Annotated in this window: 18 protein-coding genes and 1 pseudogene; 13 read left to right on the top strand and 6 right to left on the bottom strand. The window is 72.4% G+C overall.

Going from position 1 to position 24,735, the window contains the following annotated elements; genetic code table 11:
* Positions 1-5: 5 nt before the first annotated feature.
* The 7 genes from AC3YO9_RS08930 to AC3YO9_RS08960 all read left to right on the top strand — a co-directional run bounded on the left by AC3YO9_RS08930 (position 6) and on the right by AC3YO9_RS08960 (position 8,001).
* Positions 6-1,478, top strand: a complete 1,473-nt coding sequence (locus AC3YO9_RS08930; protein ID WP_489982905.1) for an RNB domain-containing ribonuclease — start codon at positions 6-8, stop codon at positions 1,476-1,478.
* Entirely contained in the window at positions 1,475-2,233 is a 759-nt protein-coding gene (locus AC3YO9_RS08935) for a helical backbone metal receptor (protein WP_489982906.1), read from the top strand. Before AC3YO9_RS08930 ends, AC3YO9_RS08935 begins: the two co-directional genes overlap by 4 nt.
* A 20-nt stretch (positions 2,234-2,253) precedes the next feature.
* On the top strand, positions 2,254-2,706 hold the full coding sequence (locus AC3YO9_RS08940; protein WP_489982907.1) for a hypothetical protein: 453 nt from the start codon (positions 2,254-2,256) through the stop codon (positions 2,704-2,706).
* A complete protein-coding gene (locus AC3YO9_RS08945) occupies positions 2,646-2,990 on the top strand; it encodes a hypothetical protein (protein WP_489982908.1) in 345 nt (114 codons plus the stop codon). The genes AC3YO9_RS08940 and AC3YO9_RS08945 overlap by 61 nt, the downstream gene beginning before the upstream one ends.
* A gap of 91 nt (positions 2,991-3,081) precedes the next feature.
* Positions 3,082-4,275 (top strand): NAD-dependent epimerase/dehydratase family protein, encoded by a 1,194-nt coding sequence (locus tag AC3YO9_RS08950; protein WP_489982909.1) that lies wholly within the window; start codon positions 3,082-3,084, stop codon positions 4,273-4,275.
* Positions 4,272-6,098, top strand: coding sequence for a hypothetical protein (locus tag AC3YO9_RS08955; protein WP_489982910.1), 1,827 nt, complete (start codon positions 4,272-4,274; stop codon positions 6,096-6,098). Before AC3YO9_RS08950 ends, AC3YO9_RS08955 begins: the two co-directional genes overlap by 4 nt.
* A gap of 7 nt (positions 6,099-6,105) precedes the next feature.
* A complete protein-coding gene (locus AC3YO9_RS08960; protein WP_489982911.1) occupies positions 6,106-8,001 on the top strand; it encodes a glycosyltransferase family 2 protein in 1,896 nt (631 codons plus the stop codon).
* A gap of 67 nt (positions 8,002-8,068) precedes the next feature.
* On the opposite strand, the pseudogene AC3YO9_RS08965 reads toward AC3YO9_RS08960, so the two are convergent.
* From AC3YO9_RS08965 to AC3YO9_RS08980, 4 genes and pseudogenes are all read right to left on the bottom strand, one after another.
* A pseudogene (locus AC3YO9_RS08965) lies at positions 8,069-9,202 on the bottom strand (fatty acid desaturase family protein); the annotation flags it as partial.
* 11 nt (positions 9,203-9,213) lie between these two features.
* The gene (locus AC3YO9_RS08970) at positions 9,214-10,308 is read right to left on the bottom strand and encodes a ferredoxin reductase (RefSeq protein WP_241248897.1); all 1,095 of its coding nucleotides are present in this window, start codon (positions 10,306-10,308) and stop codon (positions 9,214-9,216) included.
* Positions 10,309-10,643: 335 nt separating this feature from the next.
* Positions 10,644-11,531, bottom strand: coding sequence for a 3-methyl-2-oxobutanoate hydroxymethyltransferase (gene panB / locus AC3YO9_RS08975; RefSeq protein ID WP_489982912.1), 888 nt, complete (start codon positions 11,529-11,531; stop codon positions 10,644-10,646).
* Between the two features lie 108 nt (positions 11,532-11,639).
* Entirely contained in the window at positions 11,640-13,367 is a 1,728-nt protein-coding gene (locus AC3YO9_RS08980) for an NAD+ synthase (protein ID WP_489982913.1), read from the bottom strand.
* Positions 13,368-13,466: 99 nt separating this feature from the next.
* Here AC3YO9_RS08980 and AC3YO9_RS08985 point away from each other — a divergent pair, with 99 nt between their 5' ends.
* Genes AC3YO9_RS08985 through AC3YO9_RS09000 form a run of 4 tightly spaced genes read left to right on the top strand, consistent with a single transcriptional unit; the run spans position 13,467 to position 20,300 of the window.
* Positions 13,467-15,119, top strand: coding sequence for an alpha/beta hydrolase (locus AC3YO9_RS08985; RefSeq protein ID WP_127783384.1), 1,653 nt, complete (start codon positions 13,467-13,469; stop codon positions 15,117-15,119).
* A gap of 54 nt (positions 15,120-15,173) precedes the next feature.
* Positions 15,174-16,517, top strand: coding sequence for a glutamine synthetase family protein (locus tag AC3YO9_RS08990; protein ID WP_127783383.1), 1,344 nt, complete (start codon positions 15,174-15,176; stop codon positions 16,515-16,517).
* Positions 16,518-16,548: 31 nt separating this feature from the next.
* Positions 16,549-17,304, top strand: coding sequence for a type 1 glutamine amidotransferase (locus AC3YO9_RS08995; protein ID WP_489982914.1), 756 nt, complete (start codon positions 16,549-16,551; stop codon positions 17,302-17,304).
* A complete protein-coding gene (locus tag AC3YO9_RS09000; RefSeq protein ID WP_127783381.1) occupies positions 17,301-20,300 on the top strand; it encodes a bifunctional [glutamine synthetase] adenylyltransferase/[glutamine synthetase]-adenylyl-L-tyrosine phosphorylase in 3,000 nt (999 codons plus the stop codon). The genes AC3YO9_RS08995 and AC3YO9_RS09000 overlap by 4 nt, the downstream gene beginning before the upstream one ends.
* A 48-nt stretch (positions 20,301-20,348) precedes the next feature.
* On the opposite strand, the gene AC3YO9_RS09005 is transcribed toward AC3YO9_RS09000, so the two are convergent.
* Together AC3YO9_RS09005 and AC3YO9_RS09010 are read right to left on the bottom strand one after the other, a co-directional pair.
* A complete protein-coding gene (locus AC3YO9_RS09005; protein ID WP_489982915.1) occupies positions 20,349-22,118 on the bottom strand; it encodes an MFS transporter in 1,770 nt (589 codons plus the stop codon).
* A gap of 53 nt (positions 22,119-22,171) precedes the next feature.
* A complete protein-coding gene (locus AC3YO9_RS09010; protein WP_489982916.1) occupies positions 22,172-22,834 on the bottom strand; it encodes a neocarzinostatin apoprotein domain-containing protein in 663 nt (220 codons plus the stop codon).
* A gap of 176 nt (positions 22,835-23,010) precedes the next feature.
* Between AC3YO9_RS09010 and AC3YO9_RS09015 the strand changes: the two genes are divergently transcribed.
* Together AC3YO9_RS09015 and AC3YO9_RS09020 are read left to right on the top strand one after the other, a co-directional pair.
* Positions 23,011-23,667: a biliverdin-producing heme oxygenase gene (locus AC3YO9_RS09015; RefSeq protein ID WP_489982917.1), complete on the top strand. Its 657-nt coding sequence runs from the start codon at positions 23,011-23,013 to the stop codon at positions 23,665-23,667.
* Positions 23,664-24,710, top strand: coding sequence for a heme/hemin ABC transporter substrate-binding protein (locus AC3YO9_RS09020; protein ID WP_489982918.1), 1,047 nt, complete (start codon positions 23,664-23,666; stop codon positions 24,708-24,710). Before AC3YO9_RS09015 ends, AC3YO9_RS09020 begins: the two co-directional genes overlap by 4 nt.
* Positions 24,711-24,735 lie beyond the last annotated feature (25 nt).

Here is a 24,735-nt window from a genome sequence, read left to right on the forward strand (position 1 = left end):
ACGCTGTGCCGACGACGCGGATCATTGCGCCTGCCTTCGACTTCTCGGCCATCGGTGACGAGCTCGGGCTGAGCGTCGACTTCCCGAGCTACGCGCTGGCCGAGGCCGAGGCGGCTCTGGCCGCGGTGACCGCCGCCCAGGACGTGCCGCAGACCGACCCCGTGTGGGCCACCGCCCCGTGGGCCGACCGGGACGACGCCACCGGCCTCGCGCTGGTGAGCCTGGACCAGGCCGGCGCCCGCGAGATCGACCAGGCCTTCCAGGTGGAGCGGACCTCGGCCGGGTTCCTGCTGCACGTGGCGGTCTCCGACGTGGCCGCCCTCGTCACCCCCGGTGGCTCGCTGGACACCGAGGCGCGCCGCCGCGGCCAGAGCGTGCCGCTGCCTGGCGGCTCCGTGCCGCTGCACCCCGCGGTGCTCACCGAGCGTGCCGCCAGCCTGCTGCCGGACCTGCTTCGCCCCGCCGTGCTGTGGCGGATCGAGCTGGACGACGACGCGCAGGTGGTGGACAGCTCGGTGCGCCGTGCCGTGGTGCGGTCGGTGGGGAGCTTCAGCTACGACGAGGTGCAGCGCAGCGTGGACAGCTCCGCCGAGCTGCACCCCTCCCTGGCGGCGCTGCCCGAGCTGGGCCGGCTGCGCCAGTCCGCGGCCCGCGACCGTGGTGTGATCGCCCTGCGCCAGCCCGAGCAGGAGGTGCGGGAGCTGCCCGGGGAGCACCGCTGGCAGCTGAGCGTGCGCCGCCGCAGCGACGTCGACGACTGGAAGGCGGAGCTGGCGCTGCTGGTGGGTGCCTGCGCGGCGGCGATGATGCTGGAGGTCGGGACCGGCATCCTGCGCGTCGTCCCTGAGCCGGCGGCCACCACCGTGGCGCGGCTGCGGGCCCGGGCCCGCGCGCTGGGCGTGACCTGGCCGCTGGAGGCCCCCGTGGGGGAGGTGCTGGCCAACCTCGACCAGGCCGCGCCCACCACCCTGGTGCTCGAGCGCGCCGCTGGTGCGCTGCTGGCCGGGGCCACCTATGCCGCCTTCGACGGCGAGCCGCCCGCCGCCACCACCCACTACGGACTCGGCGTGCCCTACGCCAACGTCACCGCCCCGCTGCGGCGGGTGGTCGACCGCTACGCCACCGAGGTGTGCCTGGCCGCCAGCCAGGGCCAGCCGGTCCCGGAGTGGGTGCGGGAGGTGCTGCTCTCCCTGCCGGCCGTGATGGACAGCTCCGACGCGGTGGTGCGCCAGGTGGACGACTCCTGCGTCGACCTCACCACCGCGACGGTGCTCGCCTCCCGGGTGGGCGAGTCCTTCCCCGCGGTCGCCGTGCGCAGCGCCGACGAGGAGGAGCACGGCGAGGTGTTCATCGAGCAGCCCCCGCGGCTGGCTGCCTGCACCGGCCTGCTCGACCCCGGCACGCACGTCACGGCGGTGCTCACCACCGCCGACCCGGCCACCCGCTCAGTGGTCTTCGCCCAGGCGGAGCCGGTGTGACCGCCGGCTCTGGGCTGCGCGACGACCTGGCCGCTCCCGTCCACCTGGCCCAGCCGCCCCGGCGGGTGGTGAGCCTGGTGCCGTCGATCACCGAGTGCCTCGCCGACTCCGGTCTGCTGGTCGGTGCCACCGACTACTGCGTGCACCCGGCCAGGCTGGACGTGGCCCGGGTGGGTGGCTCGAAGTACCCCTCGGTGGCGGCGGTGCTGGCGTGCGAGCCAGACCTGGTGCTGGCCAACGCCGAGGAGAACCGCGAGCAGGACGTGCTGGAGCTGCGGGCGGCCGGGGTCCCGGTGTGGACCACCGCCGCGGCCGCGTCGGTGCCGCAGGCGCTGCTCGCGCTGCGCCGGATGTTCACCGAGGCGCTGAGCCTCGCCGTGCCCATCTGGCTGCCGGAGGCCGAGCAGCTGTGGTCGACGGTGCCGCCCACCCGGGTGGTGGCGGTGGTGCCGGTGTGGCGCAAGCCCTGGGTGGTGCTGGGCCGCGACACCTTCGCCGGCGACGTGCTCCTGCGGCTGGGGGTGGGCAACGCCTTCGCCGACCACGAGGAGCGCTACCCACGCCCGCCGCTCGCCGAGCTGCAGGGTGCCGAGCTGGCCGTGCTGCCCGACGAGCCCTACGAGTTCACCGCCGACGACGGCCCGCAGCACTTTCCGACGATGCCGTCGGTGCTGGTCTCCGGCCGCCACCTCACCTGGTGGGGTCCGTCGCTGCTGGCGGCCCACACCCTGCTCGCCGAGCAGCTGACCACCTAGCGACGAGCCCGGGGGTAGCGGTGACGGTCCTGGCACAGGAGATCAACGTCGACCTCGGTGACGACTCGATGACCCGCCCGCTGATGACCATGTTCCTCGCGGTGCTGGTCACCTTCCTCGGCACCCGGTACGTCACCCGGCACATCCGCGCGCGCACCACCCCGGGCGGGGCGCTCAACGACCTCACCATCGGCGGGGTGCACGTCCACCACCAGGTGTTCGGCATCGCGCTGATGCTGCTCGCCGGGCTCGGCCTCATCGGCGCCACCCCGGAGGGGGCCGCGCTGCACGTGTTCGCCGCCCTGTTCGGCATCGGGGTGAGCCTGACCTTCGACGAGTTCGCCCTGTGGTGCACCTGGAGGACGTCTACTGGACCGAGGACGGCCGCAAGTCGGTGGACGCCATGTTCTGCGTGCTGGCCACCACCGGCCTGCTCGTGGGCGGCGCTGACTTCGTCTCCGGCGCCCCGCTGACTGCCGCCTGGTGGGGCTCGGTCGCCCTGCTCGTCGTCGACCTGGTGCTGGCCGTGGTCTGCCTGCTCAAGGCCAAGGTGCTCACCGGCGTGGTGGCGGTGTTCGTCCCACCGGTGGGGCTGGCGGGGGCGCTGCGGCTGGCCAAGCCCCGGTCCTGGTGGGCGCAGCGCCGCTACCGCGAGCGCCCTCGCCGCCGGGCCCGCGCCGAGCAGCGCTTCGACGCCGCCTACGAGGCTCGGTGGAACAGGGTCCGGGACTTCGTGGGCGGCGCCCCCAACGCCTAGCTGTCCGGGATGACCGGTCCGGCGACCGACGGCCGACTCGGTCTCCGCGGCCGACCTACGCTGGATGGCATCCCACAGCGAGGGGCAGGCGATGAAGGTTCTTGTGCTCGGGGGAGATGGTTTCTGCGGGTGGCCCAGTGCGGTGCACCTGTCTCGCGCGGGCCACGAGGTGACCATCGTCGACAACCTGGTGCGGCGGCGGACCGACGACGAGCTCGGGGTGCAGTCGCTGACCCCGATCGCCCCGATCGCCGAACGGCTGGTGGCCTGGGAAGAAGCCACCGGCCTCGTGATCGGGTACGAGGATCTCGACCTCGCCCAGGACTACGACCGGCTGCTGGCCGTGCTGGACGGGCTGCGTCCAGACGCAGTGGTCCACTTCGCCGAGCAGCGCTCCGCGCCGTACTCGATGGAGGACAGCGGCCACAAGCGGTACACGGTCGACAACAACGTCAACGCCACGCACAACGTGCTCACCGGTCTTGTCGAGGCGCGGCTGGACGCCCACCTGGTGCACCTCGGCACCACCGGCGTCTACGGGTACGAGACCTCCCCGGTCGACCTGCCCGAGGGCTACCTCGAGGTGACCTATCCCGACCGGTGCGGCGGGACGGTCACGCGGGAGATCCTGTACCCGACCAAGCCCGGCAGCGTCTACCACCTGACGAAGTCGATGGATCAGCTGCTGCTGCAGTACTACGCCGAGAACGACAACCTGCGGGTGACCGACCTCCACCAGGGCATCGTGTGGGGCACCCAGACCGACGACACCCGCCTCGACGACCGACTGGTCAACCGGTTCGACTACGACGGTGACTTCGGCACCGTGCTCAACCGGTTCCTGATGCAGGCGGCCATCGGCTACCCACTCACGGTGCACGGCACCGGCGGCCAGACCCGCGCGTTCATCAACATCGCGGACTCCGTGCGCTGCGTCCGGCTGGCCGTCGAGTCCGCAGACCAGGTCAAGGGCCGGGTTCGGATCATGAACCAGCTCGCCGAGACGCTGCGCGTGGAGGACCTCGCCCGACTCGTGGCCGGGATGCTCGACGGGTCGATCGACCACGTCTCCAACCCCCGGGTCGAGGCCGCCGCGAACGAGCTGGCCCTGCGCAACAGCAACCTGCGGGCGCTCGGGTTCCAGCCGATCCTGGTCAGCGAGGGGCTGATGCAGGAGTCCATCGAGATCGCCACCAGGTACGCCGATCGCTGCGACCGCTCGAAGATCCGGGCCGAGTCCTTCTGGACCCGGGACCGGCGGGCCGCGGCGGAGGAAGGGCAGTGAGTGGGCGGCGAACCTGGCTGCCGATCGGTGCCCTGGTCTTCCTCCTCGTCGCGGCGCTCGTCGTGGGCGGTGTCGCCCTGCTGCGCCCGGCCTGGTTCACCCAGGACGAGGAGGACGACGTGCCCGTCGACCGGGCCTTCTCCGCGAGCCTGCTCGACATCGGCGAGACGAACGGGATCCGTCTCAGTGACGACACCACGACGTCGCAGAGCTTCACCGTCCCGGTGCCGGTCGACTCCCGGGTCGACGACCTGGTGCTGAGCTTGCGCGGTCACACCCAGGCCGCCGAGGCGAGCACGGACTTCCTGCGCGTGCTGGTCGACGGCGAGGCCGTGTACGTCGACCAGCTCGAGGCCGGCGAGCACGCGCTCGACGCCGACATCGACCTGCCCGAGTCGCTGGCCGAGGACGGCTCGCTCACGGTGCAGGTCCGCACCACCGGCAGCCTCGACCAGCGGTTCTGCAACATCACCACCGAGCTCGGCGCACTGGTGGTGCTCGACCCGGCTCGCACCCGGGTCCGGGGCACGCTGGACGAGCCGCTGCGCACGGTGCGCGACGTGGTCGCGGGGATCAACCACGAGGTGACCCTGGTCCTCCCGCCCGGGGCCCGCTCCCGGGAGTGGTACGAGACCGCCGCGCGCCTGGGCGCGTTCCTCACCCAGCAGGGACGTGTCGTGTCCTACTCCGAGCAGGTCCCCGACGGCGGGGACGGGGAGGGTGGCAGGGGCACGCCGGTGCTTCTCGGGCCCCCCGACGTGCTCGCCACCCTCGACTGGGCCGCGGGGACCGACGACGGTTCGGTGCGGGTCGGCGAGCGCGCCGACGAGGCGACGCTCGGCGTGGTGGAGCCCGCGGCCGACGTGGTGCCGACCTTCCTCACCACGAGCACGGTCACCACCGCCGACGCCGGGTCCACCGCCCCCAGGGCCGTGCGGCTCGAGCGGAGCGGCGCTGGCCCGGTCACCCTGGACTCCCTCGGGGTGGACACCTCGGTGCAGCAGATCACCGACCGTCGGAGCTGGCGGATTCCGTACTCCCTGGCCGACCTCCCCGGAGGCGCCGTTCCCACCTCGTTCGGTCTCGTGATGCTGATCCCAGCCACCACTGCCGACGCCCGCTGGCTGGTGGAGGTGCGCCTCAACGACGAGCTGGTCGCCAGCTCGTCGTTGAGTGCCGGCCGGCAGTCGGCGGTGGCACCGCTGCCGGCCAGCGCCCAGCGGGTGCGCAACGAGGTCGTCGTGACCCTGATCCGCGACCGTGACCTCGGCGGGTGCAACGTGCGTCAGACCTCCTACGACGTCCAGCTGCTCAAGCAGTCGTCGCTGGCGCTCGGGGGGGACGGCGCCGGCTTCACGGCCGTGCCCGCGCAGTACGCCGGCGGGTTCGACGTGATCGTGCCGGCCGCCAGCCTCCAGGACCCGACCGTGTCGCTCGCCGGGCTGGTGCCCACGCTGGCCGAGTTCAGCGGCTGGCGACAAGACGCCGCCTTCGTGTGGGACGGCGCCCCCGGGGCGAGCCCCTTCCTGTTCCTCGGGCCACCCCCCGCCGGCGTCTCCACGCTGGTCACCGTGGCGGACGGCAGGATCCGCTCCGGCGGTTTCGATCTCTCCTCCTTCAAGGACGGGATCGTGCTGCAGTGCGTGCGCGGGCCGGGCTCGCGCGGCATGGTGCTCACCACGGTGGGCGACCCGGGCACGCGCGTCCCGGCGTACGGCCGTGAGGAGGCCCGCTTGGTCACCGAAGGCGGTGGCGGGTTCGTGGTGAGCAGGACCGGCCAGGTGGTGAGCTCCCCCGAGGTGCGCGCGGAGAGCCCGAGGTGATCACCCGGTGAGCGCCCCGGCGAGGGGCGGGTCAGGCCAGGCCGACTCCAGGCTCGAGGAGCTCACCGCCCCGGAGGCGGTCCTCGAGCACTACCGCTCGGTGGACAGCGCGCCGGAGGAGTACTCCCTGAACCGGTCGCCGCGGGCGGTGAACAGCTGCCTGGTCTCGTTCGTGGCCCTGAGCCTGCTGGCGCTGCTGGCGATCACCGTCCTGGTCGGGTTGGGCTACCTGGAGGACAGCCGCGACATCGTCGTGTTCTCCGCCTCGGGCGATCGAGCGACGATCCCGGTTCGGGTGTTCGTCCTGGTCTTCTTCATGGTGTTCAGCCTCAGCCTGGCCACCAACCTCTGGCGTCGCCTGCTGGTGCTGGTCGAGCTGTGCGGTGGTGTGCTGCTGGCCGCCCTCGTCGTGGACCTCGCCGCGCTGGCCGCTGGCCAGGTCCCCGCCCTCTCGCCGCCAGTGGCCGTCCAGCAGATCACGGCGGCGATCGTGGGACTGGCGCTGTTCCCGGTGGTCGTGCTGCGCAACGCCCACCTGCCGGACCCCGCGCCAGCCCCAGCGGCAACGGCCCGGATCCGCGCCGTGGCCTGGGTCCGGTTGCTGGTGCCGTTGAGCATCGCGGGGGCACTGGCAGCCCTGGTCGCGCAGCGATTCGGTCCCGTCCTGTCCGGGATGCGGGAGGTCGCCCTGCTCGGCGGCGTCGGCCCCGGAATCTTCCTGGTGCAACAGGTGATCGTGCTCATCGCAGCCGGCATCGGTGTCGTGCTGGTCGCCCGGTCCCGCCAGGTCCGGTTCGCACCGCCGATCGGGGTGCTGATCCCGGCGCACAACGAAGCCCACGGTATCGCCGAGACCATCGCTGCGGTCGACCGTGCGGCCGGGGTCTACGCAGCGTCGGTGCACCTGTACGTGGTGGACAACGTCTCCACCGACGACACCGCCAGGATCGCCGAGCGAGCCATGGGCCGCGCCCACCACCTGAGCTCGAGCATGCTGTCCTGTCCGACACCGGGCAAGGCCAGGGCCCTGAACTACGGCCTGGACCGGCTCACGGAACCCTTCGTGGTCCGCATCGACGCCGACACCGTGATCAGCGACCACTGCCTCGAGCAGGTCGTGCGGCACTTCCACGACGACCGGGTGGGTGCGGTGGGTGGGCTGCCGCTGCCGGCGAAGAACGAGACCTTCATCGATCGGGTCCGCCTGGTCGAGGCGCTCCTGCGACACGGCTTCTACCAGGTCGCACGGCTGGGCTACGACGGGATCGTGGGGATCCCGGGCATGCTCACGGCGTACCGGGGCTCGGCCCTCGCGGAGACCGGTCCGATCAGCCAGGGGATGAACGGCGAGGACACCGACATCTGCATGCGGATGAACTCGCTGGGCTACCGGTGCCTCGTCGAGCCGCGCGCCGTCTACCACGCCGAGGTGCCCCTCACCTGGGCCCACCTGACCGAGCAGCGGATCCGGTGGTTCCGCAGCACCTACCACGTCGCTGCCCACCACCGGCGGGCGCTGCTGCGGCAGGGCTCGATGGCCGGCGCCGTCGTGCTCCCCTTCGCCCTGTGGAACGCCGCGCGCCGCGCGATGCTGCTTCCGGTCCTGCTGTTCGCGCTCCTCACGTTCGGCGTCTTCTCGGGCACCTTCACCGGGCTGCGCTGGGAGCCGGTGCTGGCGATGGTGATCGGCCTGCCGGCGCTGTTCGCGGTCGCCGTGTGCCTGCTGCTGCGCCGACCACGTGCGGTGCTCTACGTGCCCGAGTACCTGCTCTTCCGCCTGGTCCGCAGCTACTTCACGCTGGCTGCGGTGCTCAGCCTGAAGTTCCCGCCCCTGGGCTCCCCGAAGGCGCGGCTCACCTCTCGTCAGGTGCGGCGAGAGCACGGGAGGAAGACCCCCGGGTGACCTCGGCCTTCTTCAGCCCGGCCGCGGTCACCCCAGCGCCTGGCTGGTCAGCTGCTCAGGCCACCGCACGCAGCTCGTACTTGCGCTCCGAGGCCGTCTCCGGTGCGTCGTCGGCAGTGGCCGTGAGGAAGCGGTCCGGCAGCGACAGCTTCCAGATGGTGCGCAGCGTCTGCCAGTACTGGTGGGCCAGCGAGCCGGTGGTGTACGGCAGCTGGTACTTCTCGCACAGCGCCTTGACCCGCTCAGCGATCTCGATGTAGCGGTTGCTGGGCAGGTCGGGGAACAGGTGGTGCTCGATCTGGTAGTTCAGGTTGCCGCTCATGAACGTCATGAGCTTGCCGCCGCGGAAGTTGGCCGAGCCCAGCAGCTGGCGCAGGTACCACTCCGGCGGGGTCTCCCGCTCCAGCTCGGCCTCGGTGAACTTCTCCGCACGGTCGGGGAAGTGGCCGCAGAAGATCACCGTGTAGGACCACAGGTTGCGGATGAGGTTGGCCGTGGCGTTGGCGGTGAGCGTGGAGACGAACGCCGGGCCGGTGAGCAGGGGGTAGACCACGTAGTCCTTGCCCATCTGCTTGCCGACCTTGCGGCCGATCACCTTCAGCTGGGCCCAGGCCTCGCTCAGCGGCTTCTCCCGCTTGCGGATCGCCTCGATGTTCAGGTCGTGCAGGGCCACCCCGTACTGGAACAGCGTGGCCAGCATGGCGTTGTAGAGCGGCTGCCCCAGGTTGATGGGGTGCCACTTCTGGTCCCGGGTGACGCGCAGGATGCCGTAGCCCACGTCGTTGTCCTTGCCGACGACGTTGGTGTACTTGTGGTGGATGTAGTTGTGCGAGTGCTTCCAGTGCGAGGACGGGCACGTGGTGTCCCACTCCCAGCTGGTGGAGTGGATCTCCGGGTCGTTCATCCAGTCCCACTGGCCGTGGATGATGTTGTGACCCAGCTCCATGTTCTCGATGATCTTGGCCGCGCCGAGCATGGCGGTGCCGGCCACCCAGGCGGGTGGGAAGGCGCTGGCGAAGAGGGTGATGCGGCCCCCGGCGGCCAGGCCGCGCTGCAGCTGGATCGCCTTGCGGATGTAGGCGGCGTCCTTGTCGCCGCGGGACTCCTCCACGTCGCGCCGGATCGCGTCCAGCTCTCGGCCGAGGTTCTCCACGTCGGCCTCGGTCAGGTGCGCGTAGGCCTTGATGTCGGTGATTGCCATGCTCTTCTCCCCTAAGCTTCGAGTACGCAGTCGCCCGCGGCAGCGGAGACGCAAGTCTGAATTCGGTCGCCCTCGTGGTGGTCCTGCCCCGAGCGGAGGTCGCGCACGCTGCCCTCCAGCAGCGGCACCACGCAGGACTGGCAGATGCCCATCCGGCAGCCGAAGGGCATCTGGATGCCGGCCTTCTCGCCGGCGTCCAGCAGCGTGGTGGCCCCGTCCACCTCGATGGTCTTGTCGGACACCTGGTAGGTGACCGTGCCGCCCTCGCCGCCGCCCCCCGACAGCGCCACCGTGAAGCGCTCCATGTGCAGCTGCTCGGACAGGTTGTGCTGCTTCCAGTGCTCCTCGGCGGAGTCCAGCATCGGCGCCGGACCGCACGCCCAGGTCTGGCGCTCCGTCCAGTCCGGGCAGACCTCGCCGAGGTCCTTGAGCTGCAGCTTGCCCTTCTCCCTGGTGAGCTGCTCGTGCAGCCGGAAGGTCGGGAAGTCCGCCTCCAGCTGCTTCAGCTCCTCGCGGAAGAGCATGTCCGCGGCGTCGGGGGCGGAGTGGATGAGCAGGATGTCCGTCATGCCGCCGCGCCGCTTGAGGGTGCGCAGCATGCCCATCACCGGGGTGATGCCGCTGCCCGCGGTGAGGAACAGCGCCTTCGCCGGGGGCGGGTCGGGCAGGGTGAAGTCCCCCTTGGGAGAGGCCAGCCGCACGATGGAGCCCGGCTCCACCCCGTTGACCAGGTGGTTGGAGACGAAGCCCTCCGGCGTGGCCTTCACGGTGATGGAGATGTGGCCCTGGTCGCGGCGCGGCGAGGACGTCAACGAGTACGAGCGCCAGTACCAGTGGCCCTCCAGCTGGGTGGCGATCCCGACGTACTGGCCGGGCTTGTAGTCGAAGGACCAGCCCCAGCCGGGCTTGATCACCAGCGTGGCGGCGGTGTCGGTCTCCTTCACCACCTTGACGACCTTGCCGCGCAGCTCCCGCGCCGACCACAGCGGGTTGAGCAGGTGCAGGTAGTCGTCGGGCAGCAGGGGAGTGGTGAGCCGGGAGGCGGCGCCGCGCAGCAGGTCCACGTCCGGGTGCAGCGCGGCGGCGGGATCCTTGGTCTCCTGCATCCGGCGACGGACCTCCATGGCCGTGGCGCCCAGCGCTGCAGCTGCGGCGCCCGCCGCCGTCCAGGTGCGCCGACGCAGTTGCGGCAGTGGTACGGATCTTGCTGGCACGGCGGGAGCCCCCTCGTGATCGGATGACCAACGGCACTCAGGTCTGCGTGATGCAGTTCACAGGACTGGGTGGGGCCATGATGCACGACTGTCCACTGAAACGTCTACCCGGGTGGCAGCGGGGTGACCAGCGCCTTTGCTCCCGGGTTGCCCGTACCGGTCGGCGGGAGTGTGGGCCGCGCGCCACCGGGCACGGGTGCGCCCCGGCGGCGTGCGGCTCGCCCTGGCTAGAAGCAGTGCTCCGGGGCGGGGAAGGACCCGGCCCGGACCTCCTCGGCGTAGGCCGACGCGGCGTCGCCCAGGGCTCTGCCCACCTCGCCGAAGCGCTTGACGAACTTGGGGCCCTTTCCCGAGCTCATCCCGGCCATGTCCTGCCACACCAGCACCTGGCCGTCGCAGGCCGGGCCGGCCCCGATGCCGACGGTGGCGATGCCCAGCTTGGCCGTGATCTCCTCGGCCAGGTGGGCCGGGACCATCTCCATCACCACTGAGAACGCCCCGGCGTCCTGCACGGCGAGGGCGTCGGCGACCAGCTGGTCGGCACCGCTGCCGCGGCCCTGCACCCGGAAGCCGCCCAGGCCGTTGACGCTCTGCGGGGTGAAGCCGATGTGGGCCATCACCGGGATCCCCGCAGCGGTGATCGCGGCGATCTGCGGGGCCACCCGCTCGCCGCCCTCCAGCTTCACCGCGTGGGCCAGGCCCTCCTTGAGGAAGCGCACCGCGGTGGCGACGGCCTGCTCCGGGCCGGCCTCGTAGGTGCCGAAGGGCAGGTCGGCCACCACCAGGGCGTGCGGAGCGCCGCGGACCACGCCGCGCACCAGCGGCAGCAGCTCGTCCACGGTCACCGGGACGGTGGTCTCGTAGCCGTAGACCACGTTGGCGGCGGAGTCGCCCACCAGGAGCACCGGGATGCCGGCCTCGTCGAAGATCTTGGCGCTGGAGTAGTCGTAGGCGGTGAGCATGGCCCAGCGCTCGCCGCGCTCCTTCATCGCCGCGATGTGGTGCGTGCGGGTCTTGCCGCGGCGCTGGGGCTCAGCCGGGGTGCCGCCGTAGGGCTGAGTCTCAGCGGGTTGGGTCTCGGCGGGTTGGGTCTGGTCGTGGCTGGTTGCGGACATCGTTGTCCATCCTCCCTCGAGGCCCTCGTCGGGTCCCCGGGTTGCACGGTGCTGACAGCGCAAATCGTGCCACTCGCAGCGTCAGGTTCCGCACGGGAGCGACCTTCGTCACGTTTGCTGCTCCGGGGCGCGCTCGCGCCAGCTGTTGGTCAGCGGCAGCCGGCGGTCCCGCCCGAAGGCCTTGACGCCGATCTTGGTGCCCGGCGGGTACTGGCGCCGCTTGTACTCCGCGCGGTCGACCTTGCGCACCACGTCCTCCACCAGCTCGGGGTCGAAGCCGTCGGCCACCATCTCCGCGAAGCTGGCGTCGCCCTCCACGTAGCGGGCCAGGATCTCGTCCAGCACCGCGTAGTCCGGCAGCGAGTCGCTGTCGAGCTGGCCCGGCCGCAGCTCGGCCGAGGGCTCCTTGGTGATCGACGCGTCGGGGATGGGCGGGGTCTCCCCGCGCTCGGCGGCCGCGGCGTTGCGCCACCGCGCCAGCTCCCACACCATCGTCTTGGGCACGTCCTTGATCGGGGCGAACCCGCCCACGGCGTCGCCGTAGATGGTGGAGTAGCCCACCGCGAGCTCGCTCTTGTTGCCGGTGGCCAGCACCAGGTGGCCCTCAGCGTTGGACAGCCCCATCAGCGTCACACCGCGGCAGCGGGCCTGCACGTTCTCCTCGGCCAGCCCGGTGAGGTGCAGCTGCTGGACGAAGGCATCCACCAGCGGCGCGATCGGCTCCACCCGGTAGTGCAGCCCGGTGCGCTTGGCCAGGTCGTCGGCGTCGGAGCGGGAGTGCTCGGAGGAGTACGACGACGGCAGCGACACCCCGTGCACCGCGTCCGGGCCCAGCGCGTCCACCGCCAGCGCGGCCACCACCGCCGAGTCGATGCCCCCGGACAGGCCCAGCACCACCGAGGCAAAGTGGTTCTTGTGCACGTAGTCGCGCAGCCCGGTGACCAGCGCGCCCCACACCTCCGCCGGCTCCGACAGTGCTGCCACCACCGGGGCCTGCCGCGGCTCCCACGCCGGCAGCGGCTCCGGCGACAGCGTCACCCGCTGCAGCTGCCAGCCCGGCACCGCCTGCGCGCGCTCGCCGCCGGCGGCCAGGTCCACGTCCACCAGCAGCAGGTGCTCGCTGAACTGCGGCGCCCGCGCCAGGACGTCACCGGCAGCGTTCACCACCATGGAGTCGCCGTCGAAGACCAGCTCGTCCTGTCCGCCCACCAGGTTGACGTAGGCGATCGCCGCGCCCGCCTCGGCCGCGCGCCGGGCCACCAGCGCGCCGCGGGTGTCGTCCTTGCTGCGCTCGTAGGGCGAGCCGTTCAGGCACAGCAGCAGGTCCACCCCCGCCTCGCCGTAGGCGGCCACCGGACCGTGGTCCTGCCAGATGTCCTCGCAGATCACGATGCCCAGGTCCAGGCCGTGCACCCGCAGCACCGGCAGGTCGTCGCCGGCGGCGAAGTAGCGGAACTCGTCGAAGACGCCGTAGTTGGGCAGGTGGTGCTTGGTGTAGCGGGCCTGCACCACGCCGTCCTGCAGCACCGCGGCACAGTTGCGGGCACCCTGGTCGTCGTGGTCGAGGTAGCCGACCACCACGCAGGCGTCGCCGCAGCCCGCCTCGGCCAGCCGGCCGGCCAGGGCGTCCAGCGCCTGGCGCGAGGCCGCTGCGAACGAGCGACGCAGCGCCAGGTCCTCCACCGGGTAGCCGGTGAGCACCATCTCCGGCAGCAGCACCACGTGGGCACCGCCCTGCACGGCGCGCCGGGTCCACTCGAGCACCAGGTCGGTGTTGCCGCTCAGGTCGCCGACGCACGGGTTGACCTGGGCGAGGGCCAGTCGCAGCTGAGGCATGGGCGTGAGCCTAATCGGCGGGTGCGCACGGGGGCACCGACGGTGAGCGGCCCTGTCGGGTCACCACTGTGCGGGTGCGGGCGTGGCACGATCGCTCCCATGACGCTGCGCCACCCGAGCCCGCCCGCCCCGAGCCCGCCCCGTCCGTGGCGGCAGCGCCCCCGCACCCGCCGGGTGGCCGCCGGGATCGCCGTGGGTGGGGCCGTGGTGCTGGCGCTGACCGGCTGCGCCGCCGACGGCGGGGAGCCGGTGGTCGCCGGCCCGCCGAGCGTCTCGGCCAGCCCGGGCATGCCGGTGGGCCCGGTGCCGGAGGGGCTGGGGGAGTTCTACGCCCAGACGCTCACCTGGGGCGACTGCGAGAAGTTCGCGGTCAGCCCGGACAGCCAGCAGGCCTACGCCGCCGACGGGCTGGAGTGCGCCCGGATGACCGTGCCGCTGGACTACGCCCAGCCGGCGGGCCGGCAGGTGACGGTGGGCGTGCTGCGCAAGGCGGCCAGCGGGGCCCGCACCGGGTCGCTGGTGGTCAACCCCGGCGGACCGGGGGCCTCGGGCATGGGCCTGGCCGCCGACCTGGCCTCGGCGGTCGCCGGCACCCCGGTCGGGGAGCACTTCGACCTCGTCGGCTTCGACCCGCGCGGGGTCGGCGCGTCAGAGCCGGCGGTGACCTGCCTGACCGGGCCGGAGAACGACGCCCGCCGCGCGCTGGTGGACGTGGACACCTCCCCGGCCGGCATCGCCCGCAGCGAGCAGGTGGCCAAGGACTACGCCAACACCTGCGCCGACCGGGTCGGGGTGGACGTGCTCGCCCACGTCGGCACCCGTGAGGTGGTCAAGGACATGGACGTGCTGCGCTCGGTGCTCGGCGAGCAGAAGCTGACCTACCTGGGCTACTCCTACGGCACCCGCATCGGCACGGCCTACGCCGAGGCGTTCCCGGCCAACGTGCGGGCCCTGGTGCTCGACGGCGCCGTCGACCCGATGGCCGACCCGGTGCAGGAGCTGGTGCTGCAGGGCCAGGGCTTCCAGGGCGCGTTCGACGCGTTCGTCGCCGACTGCGTCAAGCTCAGCGACTGCCCGCTGGGACCAGTCCCGGAGGCGGCGGTGGTCCGCTACCGCCAGCTGGTCAACCCGCTCGTCGCCGCCCCCGTGACCACCAGGGACCCGCGCGGGCTCAGCTACGCCGACTCCCAGACCGGCACGCTGCAGGCGCTGTACTCCCCGCAGCTGTGGAGCGCGCTGCGGGCCGGGCTGGCCCAGCTCGCCGCGGGCAAGGGCGACACCCTGCTGGCGCTGGCCGACCTCTACGAGGGCCGCAACGCCGACGGCTCGTACAACAACACCAACGACGCCTTCAACGCCATCCGGTGCGTGGACGACCCGCCGCTGACCGACCGCGCCACCAACGACGCCGCCGAGGCCCAGTACCGCAAGGTCGCGCCGTTCCTGGACGACGGCCGTGCCACCGGGGCCGCCGCGCTGGACACCTGCGCGTTCTGGCGGGTCCCCGCCACGTCCACCCCGCACCCGGTCAGCGCCCCGGACCTGCCGGAGGTTCTGGTCATCTCCACCACCGGCGACCCCGCCACCCCGTACGCGGCCGGGGTCGACCTGGCCCGCCAGCTGCAGGCCCGCCTGCTCAGCTTTGAGGGCAACCAGCACACCGTTGCGCTGCAGGGCCAGTCCTGCGTGGACGAGGTGGTCACCGCCTACCTGGAGGACCTGAAGCTGCCGGAGGAGGGCACCCGGTGCTGACGCTCAAGGACCCTCGACACACGCTTGTAACCCGGAATGCCTAGGGTCACCGCTATGGATCGTCAGCAGGAGTTCGTGCTCCGCACCCTGGAAGAGCGCGACATCAAGTTCGTGCGCCTGTGGTTTACCGACGTGCTCGGCTACCTCAAGTCGGTCGCGATCGCTCCTGCCGAGCTGGAGGGCGCCTTCGCGGAGGGCATCGGCTTCGACGGCTCGTCGGTGGAGGGCTTCTCGCGGGTGTCGGAGGCCGACACCGTGGCCAAGCCCGACCCGTCCACGTTCCAGATCCTGCCCTGGGTGGACTCCGATGGCGGCGAGCAGCACTCCGCCCGCATCTTCTGCGACATCGTCATGCCCGACGGCTCGCCGTCCTGGGCCGACCCGCGCCACGTGCTGCGCCGCCAGCTCAACCGGGCCAAGGCCATGGGCTTCACCTGCTACGTGCACCCGGAGATCGAGTTCTTCCTGCTGCGCCCGGGACCCGTCGACGGCTCGGTGCCGATCCCGGCGGACTCCGGCGGCTACTTCGACCAGGCCGTCAACGACGAGGCGCCGAACTTCCGCCGCCACGCCATCGAGGCGCTGGAGTCCATGGGCATCTCGGTGGAGTTCAGCCACCACGAGGCCGCCCCCGGCCAGCAGGAGATCGACCTGCGCTACGCCGACGCGCTGAGCATGGCCGACAACGTGATGACCTTCCGCTACGTCATCAAGGAGGTGGCCATCAACGAGGGAGTGCGCGCCTCGTTCATGCCCAAGCCCTTCCGTGACGAGGCCGGCTCGGCGATGCACACCCACATGAGCCTGTTCGAGGGCGACACCAACGCCTTCCACGACCCCGACGACCCCAACCAGCTCAGCGCCACCGGCAAGGCGTTCATCGGCGGAATCCTGCGCCACGCCCCCGAGCTGTGTGCCGTCACCAACCAGTGGGTGAACTCCTACAAGCGCCTGATCACCGGCGGCGAGGCACCCACCGCTTCCGCGTGGGGCGCGGCCAACCGCTCCGCCCTGGTTCGGGTGCCGATGTACACCCCGGGCAAGGCCTCCTCGCGACGCATCGAGATCCGTACCCCGGACTCCGCGTGCAACCCCTACCTGACCTTCGCCGTGATGCTGGCGGCCGGGCTCAAGGGCATCGAGGAGGGCTACGAGCTGCCGCCGGCGTCGGAGGACGACGTGTCCTCGTTGAGCGAGGCCGAGCGCCGAGCGATGGGCTACCAGGAGCTGCCGCAGAACCTCAGCGAGGCGCTGCGGCTGATGGAGAGCTCGGAGCTGGTGGCAGATGCCTTGGGCGAGCACGTCTTCGACTACTTCCTGCGAAACAAGCGCGCGGAGTGGGACAGCTACCGGCGCAACGTGACGCCGTACGAGCTCAAGACCTACCTCAACCTGTAGCGGCGGCACGGCTGGTGGCTAGGCTCTGCCCGTGAGCACTGTCCTCGTCCTGCAGCCGGCGGCGGACGATCCGCTCGGACCGATGCAGGACTGGTTGGTCGAGGCGGGTGCGGACCTCCGGCTGGTGCGGCCCTTCGCCGGTGAGCCGGTGCCGGCCGACCTCGCCGGGGTGGACGCGCTGGTCTGCCTGGGCGGGGCGATGAGCGCCGCCGACGACGCCGAGCACCCGTGGCTGGCCGACGTGCGCGCCCTGCTCGGCGCCGCGGTCCGCACCGGCACCCCGGTGCTGGGGATCTGCCTGGGTGCCCAGCTGCTGGCGCTGGCCACGGGGGGCGACGTGCGCCGCATGCCCGACGGTCCCGAGGCGGGCCTGCGGCTGGTGGCCAAGCGGGACGCCGCCGCGGCCGACCCACTGCTGGCCACCCTGCCCTTCACTCCCGACGTGCTGCAGTTCCACGCCGACGAGGTGCACCGCCTGCCCGCCGACGCCACCCTGCTGGTGGCCGGGCAGCGCTGCCCGAACCAGGCCTACCGCGTGGGTGCGACGGCGTGGGGCCTGCAGTTCCACATCGAGACCACGCCGGAGCTGGTGCGCCGGTGGATGACGGAGAACCCGGAGACCGCGGCCACCATGCCGCCGGCACAGCACCAACCGGGCGTGCTCGAGGACGGCCACGCCGACCTCGCCGAGACGTGGCGGCCGATCGTCGCCACGTTCGTCGGGATCGCCGACGCGCACCGCCCGAAGTCCACGCGGATCGACCTACCCCTGCTCGGAGAGTCGTGACAACTTCTGATCGCTACCGCTCGGCTCTGCCCACCCCCGGCCGGCTGGGACTGATCGACCCGGGTGCAGCGGACGTGCTGGCCAAGCTGGGCTGGACCACCGACAAGCACCGTGAGGTGCTCTGGGCGCTGTCCCGCTCGCCCGACGCCGACCTGGCCCTGCGCGGCCTGGAGCGCCTGTCGGAGTCTTCCGAGTCGCGCTGGGAAGAGCTGTCGAAGCGACTGCTCACCGAGAAGCCGTTGCGCGGCAGGCTGTTCGGCGTCCTGGGCTCTTCAACGGCGCTGAGCGACCACCTGGTGGCCCACGGCGACACCTGGCAGCTGCTGGCCGGCGAGCACATCGAGCTGCCGGGCGTGGAGCAGCTGCAGGAAGAGCTGCTCGGCGTGGTGCACGCCAAGCCCGAGCCCGGCAGCGCGCTGTGGCGGTCGCTGCTCACCGGCTCCGACGCCGTGGCGGCGCTGCGCACGGCCTACCGCGACCGCACCCTGGTGCTCGCCGCTGCCGACCTGGCCGCCACCGTGGAGGACCTGCCCGTCCTGCCGTACAAGGAGGTGGGCCTGCACCTGGCGAACCTGGCCGACGCCGCGCTCACCGCCGCCCTGGCCGTGGCCGTGGCCGAGGTGTGCGGGGACGAGCCCTGCAGCACCCGGCTCGCGGTGATCGCCATGGGCAAGTGCGGGGCCCGCGAGCTCAACTACGTCAGCGACGTGGACGTGATCTTCGTGGGCGAGCCCGCCGACGCGGTGGCCAACCGGCTGGCCGGCGCGATGGTCCGCATCGGCAGCAGCGCCTTCTTCGAGGTGGACGCCGGGCTGCGTCCGGAGGGCCGCTCCGGGGCGCTGGTGCGCACGGTGGAGTCGCACCTGGCCTACTACCAGCGCTGGGCGAAGACCTGGGAGTTCCAGGCCCTGCTCAAGGCCCGAGCGATGACCGGTGACATGGCCCTGGGCCAGGAGTACATCGACGCGGTCTCGCCGATGGTGTGGACGGCCTCGCAGCGGGAGGACTTCGTGCCCGAGGTGCAGGCGATGCGCCGCCGGGTGGAGCAGAACGTGCCCGCCGAGCTGCGCGACCGCGAGATCAAGCTGGGCAGCGGCAGCCTGCGCGACGTGGAGTTCGCCGTCCAGCTGCTGCAGCTGGTGCACGGCCGCTTCGACGAGGCGCTGCACGTGCAGTCCACCGTGGACGCCCTGGGTGCGCTGTCCTCCAGCGGCTACGTCGGCCGTGAGGACGGCGCCAACCTCACCGCCTCCTACGAGTTCCTGCGCCTGCTCGAGCACCGCCTGCAGCTGCAGCAGATGCGGCGCACGCACACCCTGCCCGACCCCGACGACGCCGCCGCGATGCGCTGGCTGGCCCGGGCGGCGCACGTGCGCCCGGACGGTCGCACCGACGCCGCGGGGGTGCTGGCCGCGGAGATCCGGCGCAACGCGGTGCGGGTGCGCCGGCTGCACCAGAAGCTCTTCTACCGCCCGCTGCTGGAGGCGGTGGCCCGCTCGGAGCCGGAGGAGCTGCGGCTGTCGGAGGACTCCGCCGCCCGCCAGCTGGCCGCGCTGGGCTACACCTCCCCGGAGAGCGCGCTGAACCACCTGCGCGCGCTCACCGCGGGGTCCTCACGACGCAGCCAGCTGCAGACGGTGCTGCTGCCGATCCTGCTGGGCTGGCTGGCCGACACCCCCAACCCCGACGGCGGGCTGCTGGCCTACCGGCGGCTGTCCGACGCGCTGGGGGAGACCCCCTGGTACCTGCGGACGCTGCGCGACGAGGGCGCGGTGGCCAAGCGGCTGATGCGGGTGCTGGGCACCTCCAGCTACCTGCCCGACCTGCTCATCCGCGCACCGGAGGTCCTCCGCCTCTACGCCGACAGCCCCAGCGGGCCGCGGCTGCTGGAGGTGGAGCCCGCCGACGTCGCGCAGAGCCTGCAGGTGAGCGCCGGGCGCCACCGCGACCCACAGCGCGCGGTGGAGGCGGCCCGCGGGCTACGTCGCCACGAGCTGGCCCGGGTGGCCAGCGCCGACCTGCTGGGGCTGCTCGACGTGCCCCAGGTCTGCGCCGCGCTGTCCTCGGTGTGGGCGGCGGTGCTCGACGCCGCGCTGAGCTCGGTGGCAGCCGAGGCCCGCGGTGACGGCGAGGCCCCGGCGGCCATCGCGGTGATCGGCATGGGCCGCCTGGGCGGCGCCGAGCTGGGCTACGGCTCGGACGCCGACGTGCTCTTCGTCTGCGAGCCCCGGGGAGACGCCGACGAGCAGACCGCGGTGCGGTGGGCGTCCCGGGTGGCCGACAAGGTGCGCGCGCTGCTGGCCAAGGCCAGCTCCGACCCGCCGCTGGAGGTGGACACCGGGCTGCGTCCGGAGGGCCGCAGCGGCCCGATGGTGCGGACGCTGTCCTCCTACCGCTCCTACTACCAGCAGTGGTCGGCGCCGTGGGAGGCGCAGGCCCTGCTGCGGGCCCGCGCGGTGGCCGGCGACCGGGAGCTGGGCGAGCGCTTCTGCGCCATGGTGGACGACGTGCGCTACCCCGACGGCGGGGTGGACGCCGCCACCATCCGGGAGATCCGCCGGATCAAGGCCCGGGTGGACTCCGAGCGGCTGCCGCGCGGCGCCGACCCGGCCACCCACACCAAGCTCGGGCGCGGTGGGCTCGCCGACGTGGAGTGGACGGTGCAGCTGCTGCAGCTGCGCTTCGGCCACGAGATCGCGTCGCTGCGCACCACCTCCACCCTGCAGGCGCTGGAGGCCGCCGGTGCGGCCGAGCTGCTGTCGGCCGCCGACGCGGAGACCCTGCGCACGGCGTGGCTGACCGCCACCCTGGCCCGCAACGCGCTGGTGCTGGTGCGGGGCAAGCCCGCCGACCAGCTGCCCGGTCCGGGGCGGGTGCTGGCCGCGGTGGCCACCGCCGCCGGCTGGTCCGACGACGACCCAGGCGCCTTCATGGACCACTACCGCAAGGTCACCCGGCGGGCCCGCGGCGTGGTGGAGCACTCCTTCGGCACCTGAGCACCTGATGGTTGGTCCGGGGCGCGGCGGTTGCGCCCCGGACCGTGCTCAGGCGGCGGTGCCGCGGGAGGGCCCGCCGTGGCCGGAGGTGCGGCGGGGCAGCGCCAGCGCGAGCGCCATCACCACCACCAGCACCCCGGAGAACACCCACAGCGTGCGGCGCTGGCCCTGCAGGAACGCCTGGCCACCCACCTCCTTGCCCGCCGCGGCCAGCGCCGGGCCCACCTGCGCCTGCGGGCTGCCCGGGATGGCGGTGGCGGGCTCGCACCCGGGCGGCGCCGAGGTGGGGTCGGCCGACGACAGCCGCCGCTCGGCGCAGGTGCCGAACGAGCCGATGATCTCCGACTGCGCCGGCGCGGGCAGCCCGCTCGCGGCCACCTGCTGGGTGAGCTCCGGGGTGACGTTCTGCACCGCGGCCTGTCCCTGGTTGCCGATGAAGGTGAAGAACAGCACGCCGATCACCGCCAGCCCCACGGAGCCGCCGAGCTGCTGGAAGGTGGGCAGCAGCCCCGAGGCGGAGCCGGCGTGCTCCTGCTTGACCTCCGACAGGATGATGGTCTGCAGCGGAGCGATGAACAGCCCCAGGCCGGCGCCGGAGACCAGCAGCGGTGCGGCGTAGGCCAGCCAGTGCGGAGAGGTGCCCTGCTGGTTCATCACCACCGACAGCGACAGCAGCCCCACCGCCAGCACCCCGGCACCCACGATGAGCACCCGGCTGCCCAGCTTCTGGGCCACCTTGTTGGACGAGCCCGAGGCCACGGCCGAGCCGAGCGCGAACGGCAGCGTCATCAGCCCCGAGTGCAGGGCGGTGAACCCGAAGCCCGCCTGCAGGGTGAGGGAGATGGTGAAGAAGAACGAGATGAGGCAGCTGAAGAACAGCAGCGCCATCACACAGCCCACGCTGAACGCGCGGACCCGGAACACTCGCAGCTCCACCAGCGGGGAGTCGTTGCGCCGCCCACGGCGGTACTCGTGGAGCACGAAGCCCAGCAGCACCGGCACCGACGCCACCAGCATCAGCACCAACCAGGTGGGCCAGTCCCGCTCACGGCCCTCCGCCAGCGGGTAGACCACCAGGAACAGGCCCAGCACCGACAGCCCCACGCCGGGCAGGTCGAGGCGTTGAGCGGACTCCGCGCGGCTGTCCACCAGGTGTCGGTAGCCGAACAGCAGCGCGATGATCCCGAGCGGCACGTTGACCAGGAAGATCGCCCGCCACTCCAGGCCGAGGACGTCCCAGGAGATGAGGGCGCCGCCCAGGGTCGGGCCCAGGATGGTGGCCATCCCGATGGTGGCGCCGTAGATGCCGAACACCTTGCCGCGCTGCTCGGCGGGGAAGGTGGAGGTGATGATGGCCAGCGTCTGCGCCAGCATCATCCCGGCGGTGAGCCCCTGCAGGAAGCGGGCCCCGATCAGCTCCACCGGGCTCTGCGCGATGCCGCAGAGCACCGAGGCGATGGTGAACGAGGCGAGCGCGAGCAGGAAGACCTTGCGCCGGCCGTAGAGGTCACCCAGCCGGGCGGCGGTGATCAGGGTGCAGGCGAAGGCCAGCGTGTAGGCGGTGATCACCAGCTGCAGGGTGGAGAAGGACGCACCCAGCTCGGTGGAGATGCTCGGCAGCGCCACGTTCACGATCGACACGTCCAGCAGCTGCATGAACACCGCGATCAGGGTGGCCGTCAGCGACAGCCACGGGTTGACGTGCGGTCGCGTGCTCGCCGCCTGGTCGGTGCGCACCGCCCCGCTGCTGCGGGAGGTGGCACCCGTCTGGTCATCGCGCGGGCTGGGTGCGCCGGAGTCGGCGCCGGTACTGGTCACGACCCCCCACCGTACGGCGCACCGCAGACGCCGTCGCTGCCGATCTCGCCCGCTCAGCCGACGTTTCGCCGGGACCGGACATACAGGGCGGCAGCGGCAGCAGCGACCACCACGACCACCCCGCCGATGATCCAGCCGGTCGCGCTGCTGCTGTCCTCGGACTCCGCCGCGGTGTTGGTGGTGGCGGAGTCTGCGGGGGCGCCGGCGGACGGGGTGCTGGTGGCGGGGGTGGCGCTGCTCGAGCTGGCTGCGGCGAGCTTCAGCGGCACGGTCGCGACGGTGTCGAAGCCGTTGCGGTGGTCGTGGAAGAGCGTGACCTCGCAGGCGGTGGTGGTGCAGTCGATGGCCTTGCCGGTGGAGGTGGTGCCGTTGGCGAGGACGGTCAGCTCGGTGCTGAACGTGCCGTCAGCGCCCAGCTTGGCCGTGCCGCCGGGGGAGTTGCTGAGCCACACCTGGGTGCCGGGCTGGGTGCGGTCACCCAGGCAGTCGGGCCCCTTGGGGCTGGTGGTGCCGGCGGCGCACAGCGCGACGTAGTAGCCGGCCTGCGGGTCGGCGCCGGTGCCGCTGACGGTGAGCTTCTCGCCCGGCTGCACGTCCGCGGACTTGGTCACGGTGAGGTCAACGTTCTCGGCGGCGAGGGCGGTGCCGGGGGCGAGGCCGAGCAGGGCGCCCGTCGAGAGGGTGGCCAGGGCGGTGGCGGCGGTGCGACGGTTCATCAGGGCTCCAGTGGTGAGGGTTGGCAGGTGGGCAGCGGGGCCGAGGGTCCTGACCGGCCAGTGGAAAGATCGCCATTAGGTTAGGCTTCACTCAGTTAGGATGGGTTTACTTATATCACTCTGGCACCGGGGCCGGCGGTCGTCGCTCGCCTGGCGCTGACTCAAGGGAGACCGCCATGACCCAGTCCCTCGCCGCTCGGCTCAAGGACGAGACCCGGGCCGTCCACGAGCAGGCCGAGAGCCAGGACTTCGTCACCAACCTGGTGGAGGGACACCTCAGCCAGGCGGACTACCGCGAGCTGCTGGTGCAGTCCTGGTTCCTCTACCGGGCGCTGGAGCGGGCCGGTGAGCGACTGGCCGACGACCCGCTCGCCGGGGTCTTCGTGGACGAGGCACTGCTGCGGCTGACGGCTCTCGAGCGCGACCTCGACCACCTCTTCGGGGAGCCTGGCTGGTGCGCGGCGGTCACCCCCCTGGCGGCGACCTCGGCCTACGTCGACCGGCTGGAGACGGTGGCGGCGAAGGACCCACTGGCCTTTGTGGCGCACCACTACACCCGCTACCTCGGCGATCTCTCGGGTGGACAGATCATGCGCCGCAAGCTGCAGGAACACCTGGGTCTCACGCACGAGGGCCTGGAGTTCTACGACTTCCCGCTGATCCCGAAGACCAAGCCGTACAAGGACGCCTACCGGGCCAAGCTCGACGCGCTGGACGTGGACGAGGACGGTGCACAGCGCGTGGTGGCGGAGGCGATCGTGGCGTTCGGGCTCAACCAGGCGCTCTTCGTGGACCTCGACGCCCACGTCGGCGGCCACCCCGCCACCCGGTGAGCTCGGCCGTGCACCGCACCAGCCCCGCCCGGGTCCGTTCCCGGCGCCTCCGAGCGGTCGCCGTCGTGCTGCTGGTCGGCGGCGTGCTGGCCGGTTGCTCGGCGGCCGGGGACACCGCCTCCTCCTCCGCACCGGTCACGGCGACGCTGGCCCAGGAGTCACCACGCACCGTCGCCACCACAGCTGCGCCGACGCTGCCGGTGACGGTGGCCTCGGCGGACGGCAGCCCGGTCACCGTCACCTCGGCCGATCGCATCGTCGCCGTGGACCGCAACGGCACCCTGGGGCAGACGGTGTTCGCGCTGGGCCTGGGGGAGCGGCTGGTGGGCCGCGACCTGGCCACCGACTTCCCCGAGGTGCACGACCTGCCGGTGATCACCCCCGGCGGCCACCAGCTCAACGCCGAGGCCGTGCTGGGCCTGCGGCCCACCGTGGTGCTCACCGACGGCAGCATCGGCCCTCGCTCGGCCGTGCAGCAGCTGCGTGACGCGGGCATCCCGGTGGTGACCTTCCCCGGTGACCGGACGGTCGCGGGCGTGGGCGGGCTCGTGGCCGCGGTCGGGACGGCGCTGGGTGTTCCCGACCAGGGCCGCCAGCTCGCCGAGCACGCCGGCACCGCCATCACCGACGCGACCGCCCAGGCCCGCCAGCGCGCCACGGGGGAGCGGGTGGCGTTCCTGTACCTGCGCGGCACCTCGGTGGCGATGATGGGCGGCAAGGGCTCCGGGGCCGACGAGCTGATCGCCGCGATCGGCGAGGTCGACGCCGGGGTGGACTCCGGCCTCGGCACCGCCTACACCCCCATCACCCCCGAGGCGCTGATCGTGGCCAAGCCGGACGTGCTGCTGCTGATGACGCACGGGCTGGAGTCGGTGGGCGGCATCGACGGCCTGCTGCAGGTGCCGGGCATCGCCCAGACCCCGGCCGGGCAGAACCGGCGCGTGGTGGTCATGGACGACACCGACCTGCTCAGCTTCGGCGCCGACACCGGTGACGTCATCCGGGTGCTGGGCGAGGCAGTGCACCGCAGCGCCGGACAGTGACGACCCAGAGGGTGCGTCCGCAGCG

It is taken from the genome of Rhodococcus sp. Z6_132, from assembly GCF_058133635.1.

Excerpts from the sequence above, each read along its gene's own strand:
- AC3YO9_RS08985 (WP_127783384.1), top strand. The coding sequence starts at position 13,467 with ATGACGCTGCGCCACCCGAGCCCGCCCGCCCCGAGCCCGCCCCGTCCG.
- AC3YO9_RS08980 (WP_489982913.1), bottom strand. The coding sequence starts at position 13,367 with ATGCCTCAGCTGCGACTGGCCCTCGCCCAGGTCAACCCGTGCGTCGGC.
- AC3YO9_RS08950 (WP_489982909.1), top strand. The coding sequence starts at position 3,082 with ATGAAGGTTCTTGTGCTCGGGGGAGATGGTTTCTGCGGGTGGCCCAGT.
- panB (WP_489982912.1), bottom strand. The coding sequence starts at position 11,531 with ATGTCCGCAACCAGCCACGACCAGACCCAACCCGCCGAGACCCAACCC.
- AC3YO9_RS09015 (WP_489982917.1), top strand. The coding sequence starts at position 23,011 with ATGACCCAGTCCCTCGCCGCTCGGCTCAAGGACGAGACCCGGGCCGTC.
- AC3YO9_RS08970 (WP_241248897.1), bottom strand. The coding sequence starts at position 10,308 with ATGCAGGAGACCAAGGATCCCGCCGCCGCGCTGCACCCGGACGTGGAC.
- AC3YO9_RS09010 (WP_489982916.1), bottom strand. The coding sequence starts at position 22,834 with ATGAACCGTCGCACCGCCGCCACCGCCCTGGCCACCCTCTCGACGGGC.
- AC3YO9_RS08990 (WP_127783383.1), top strand. The coding sequence starts at position 15,174 with ATGGATCGTCAGCAGGAGTTCGTGCTCCGCACCCTGGAAGAGCGCGAC.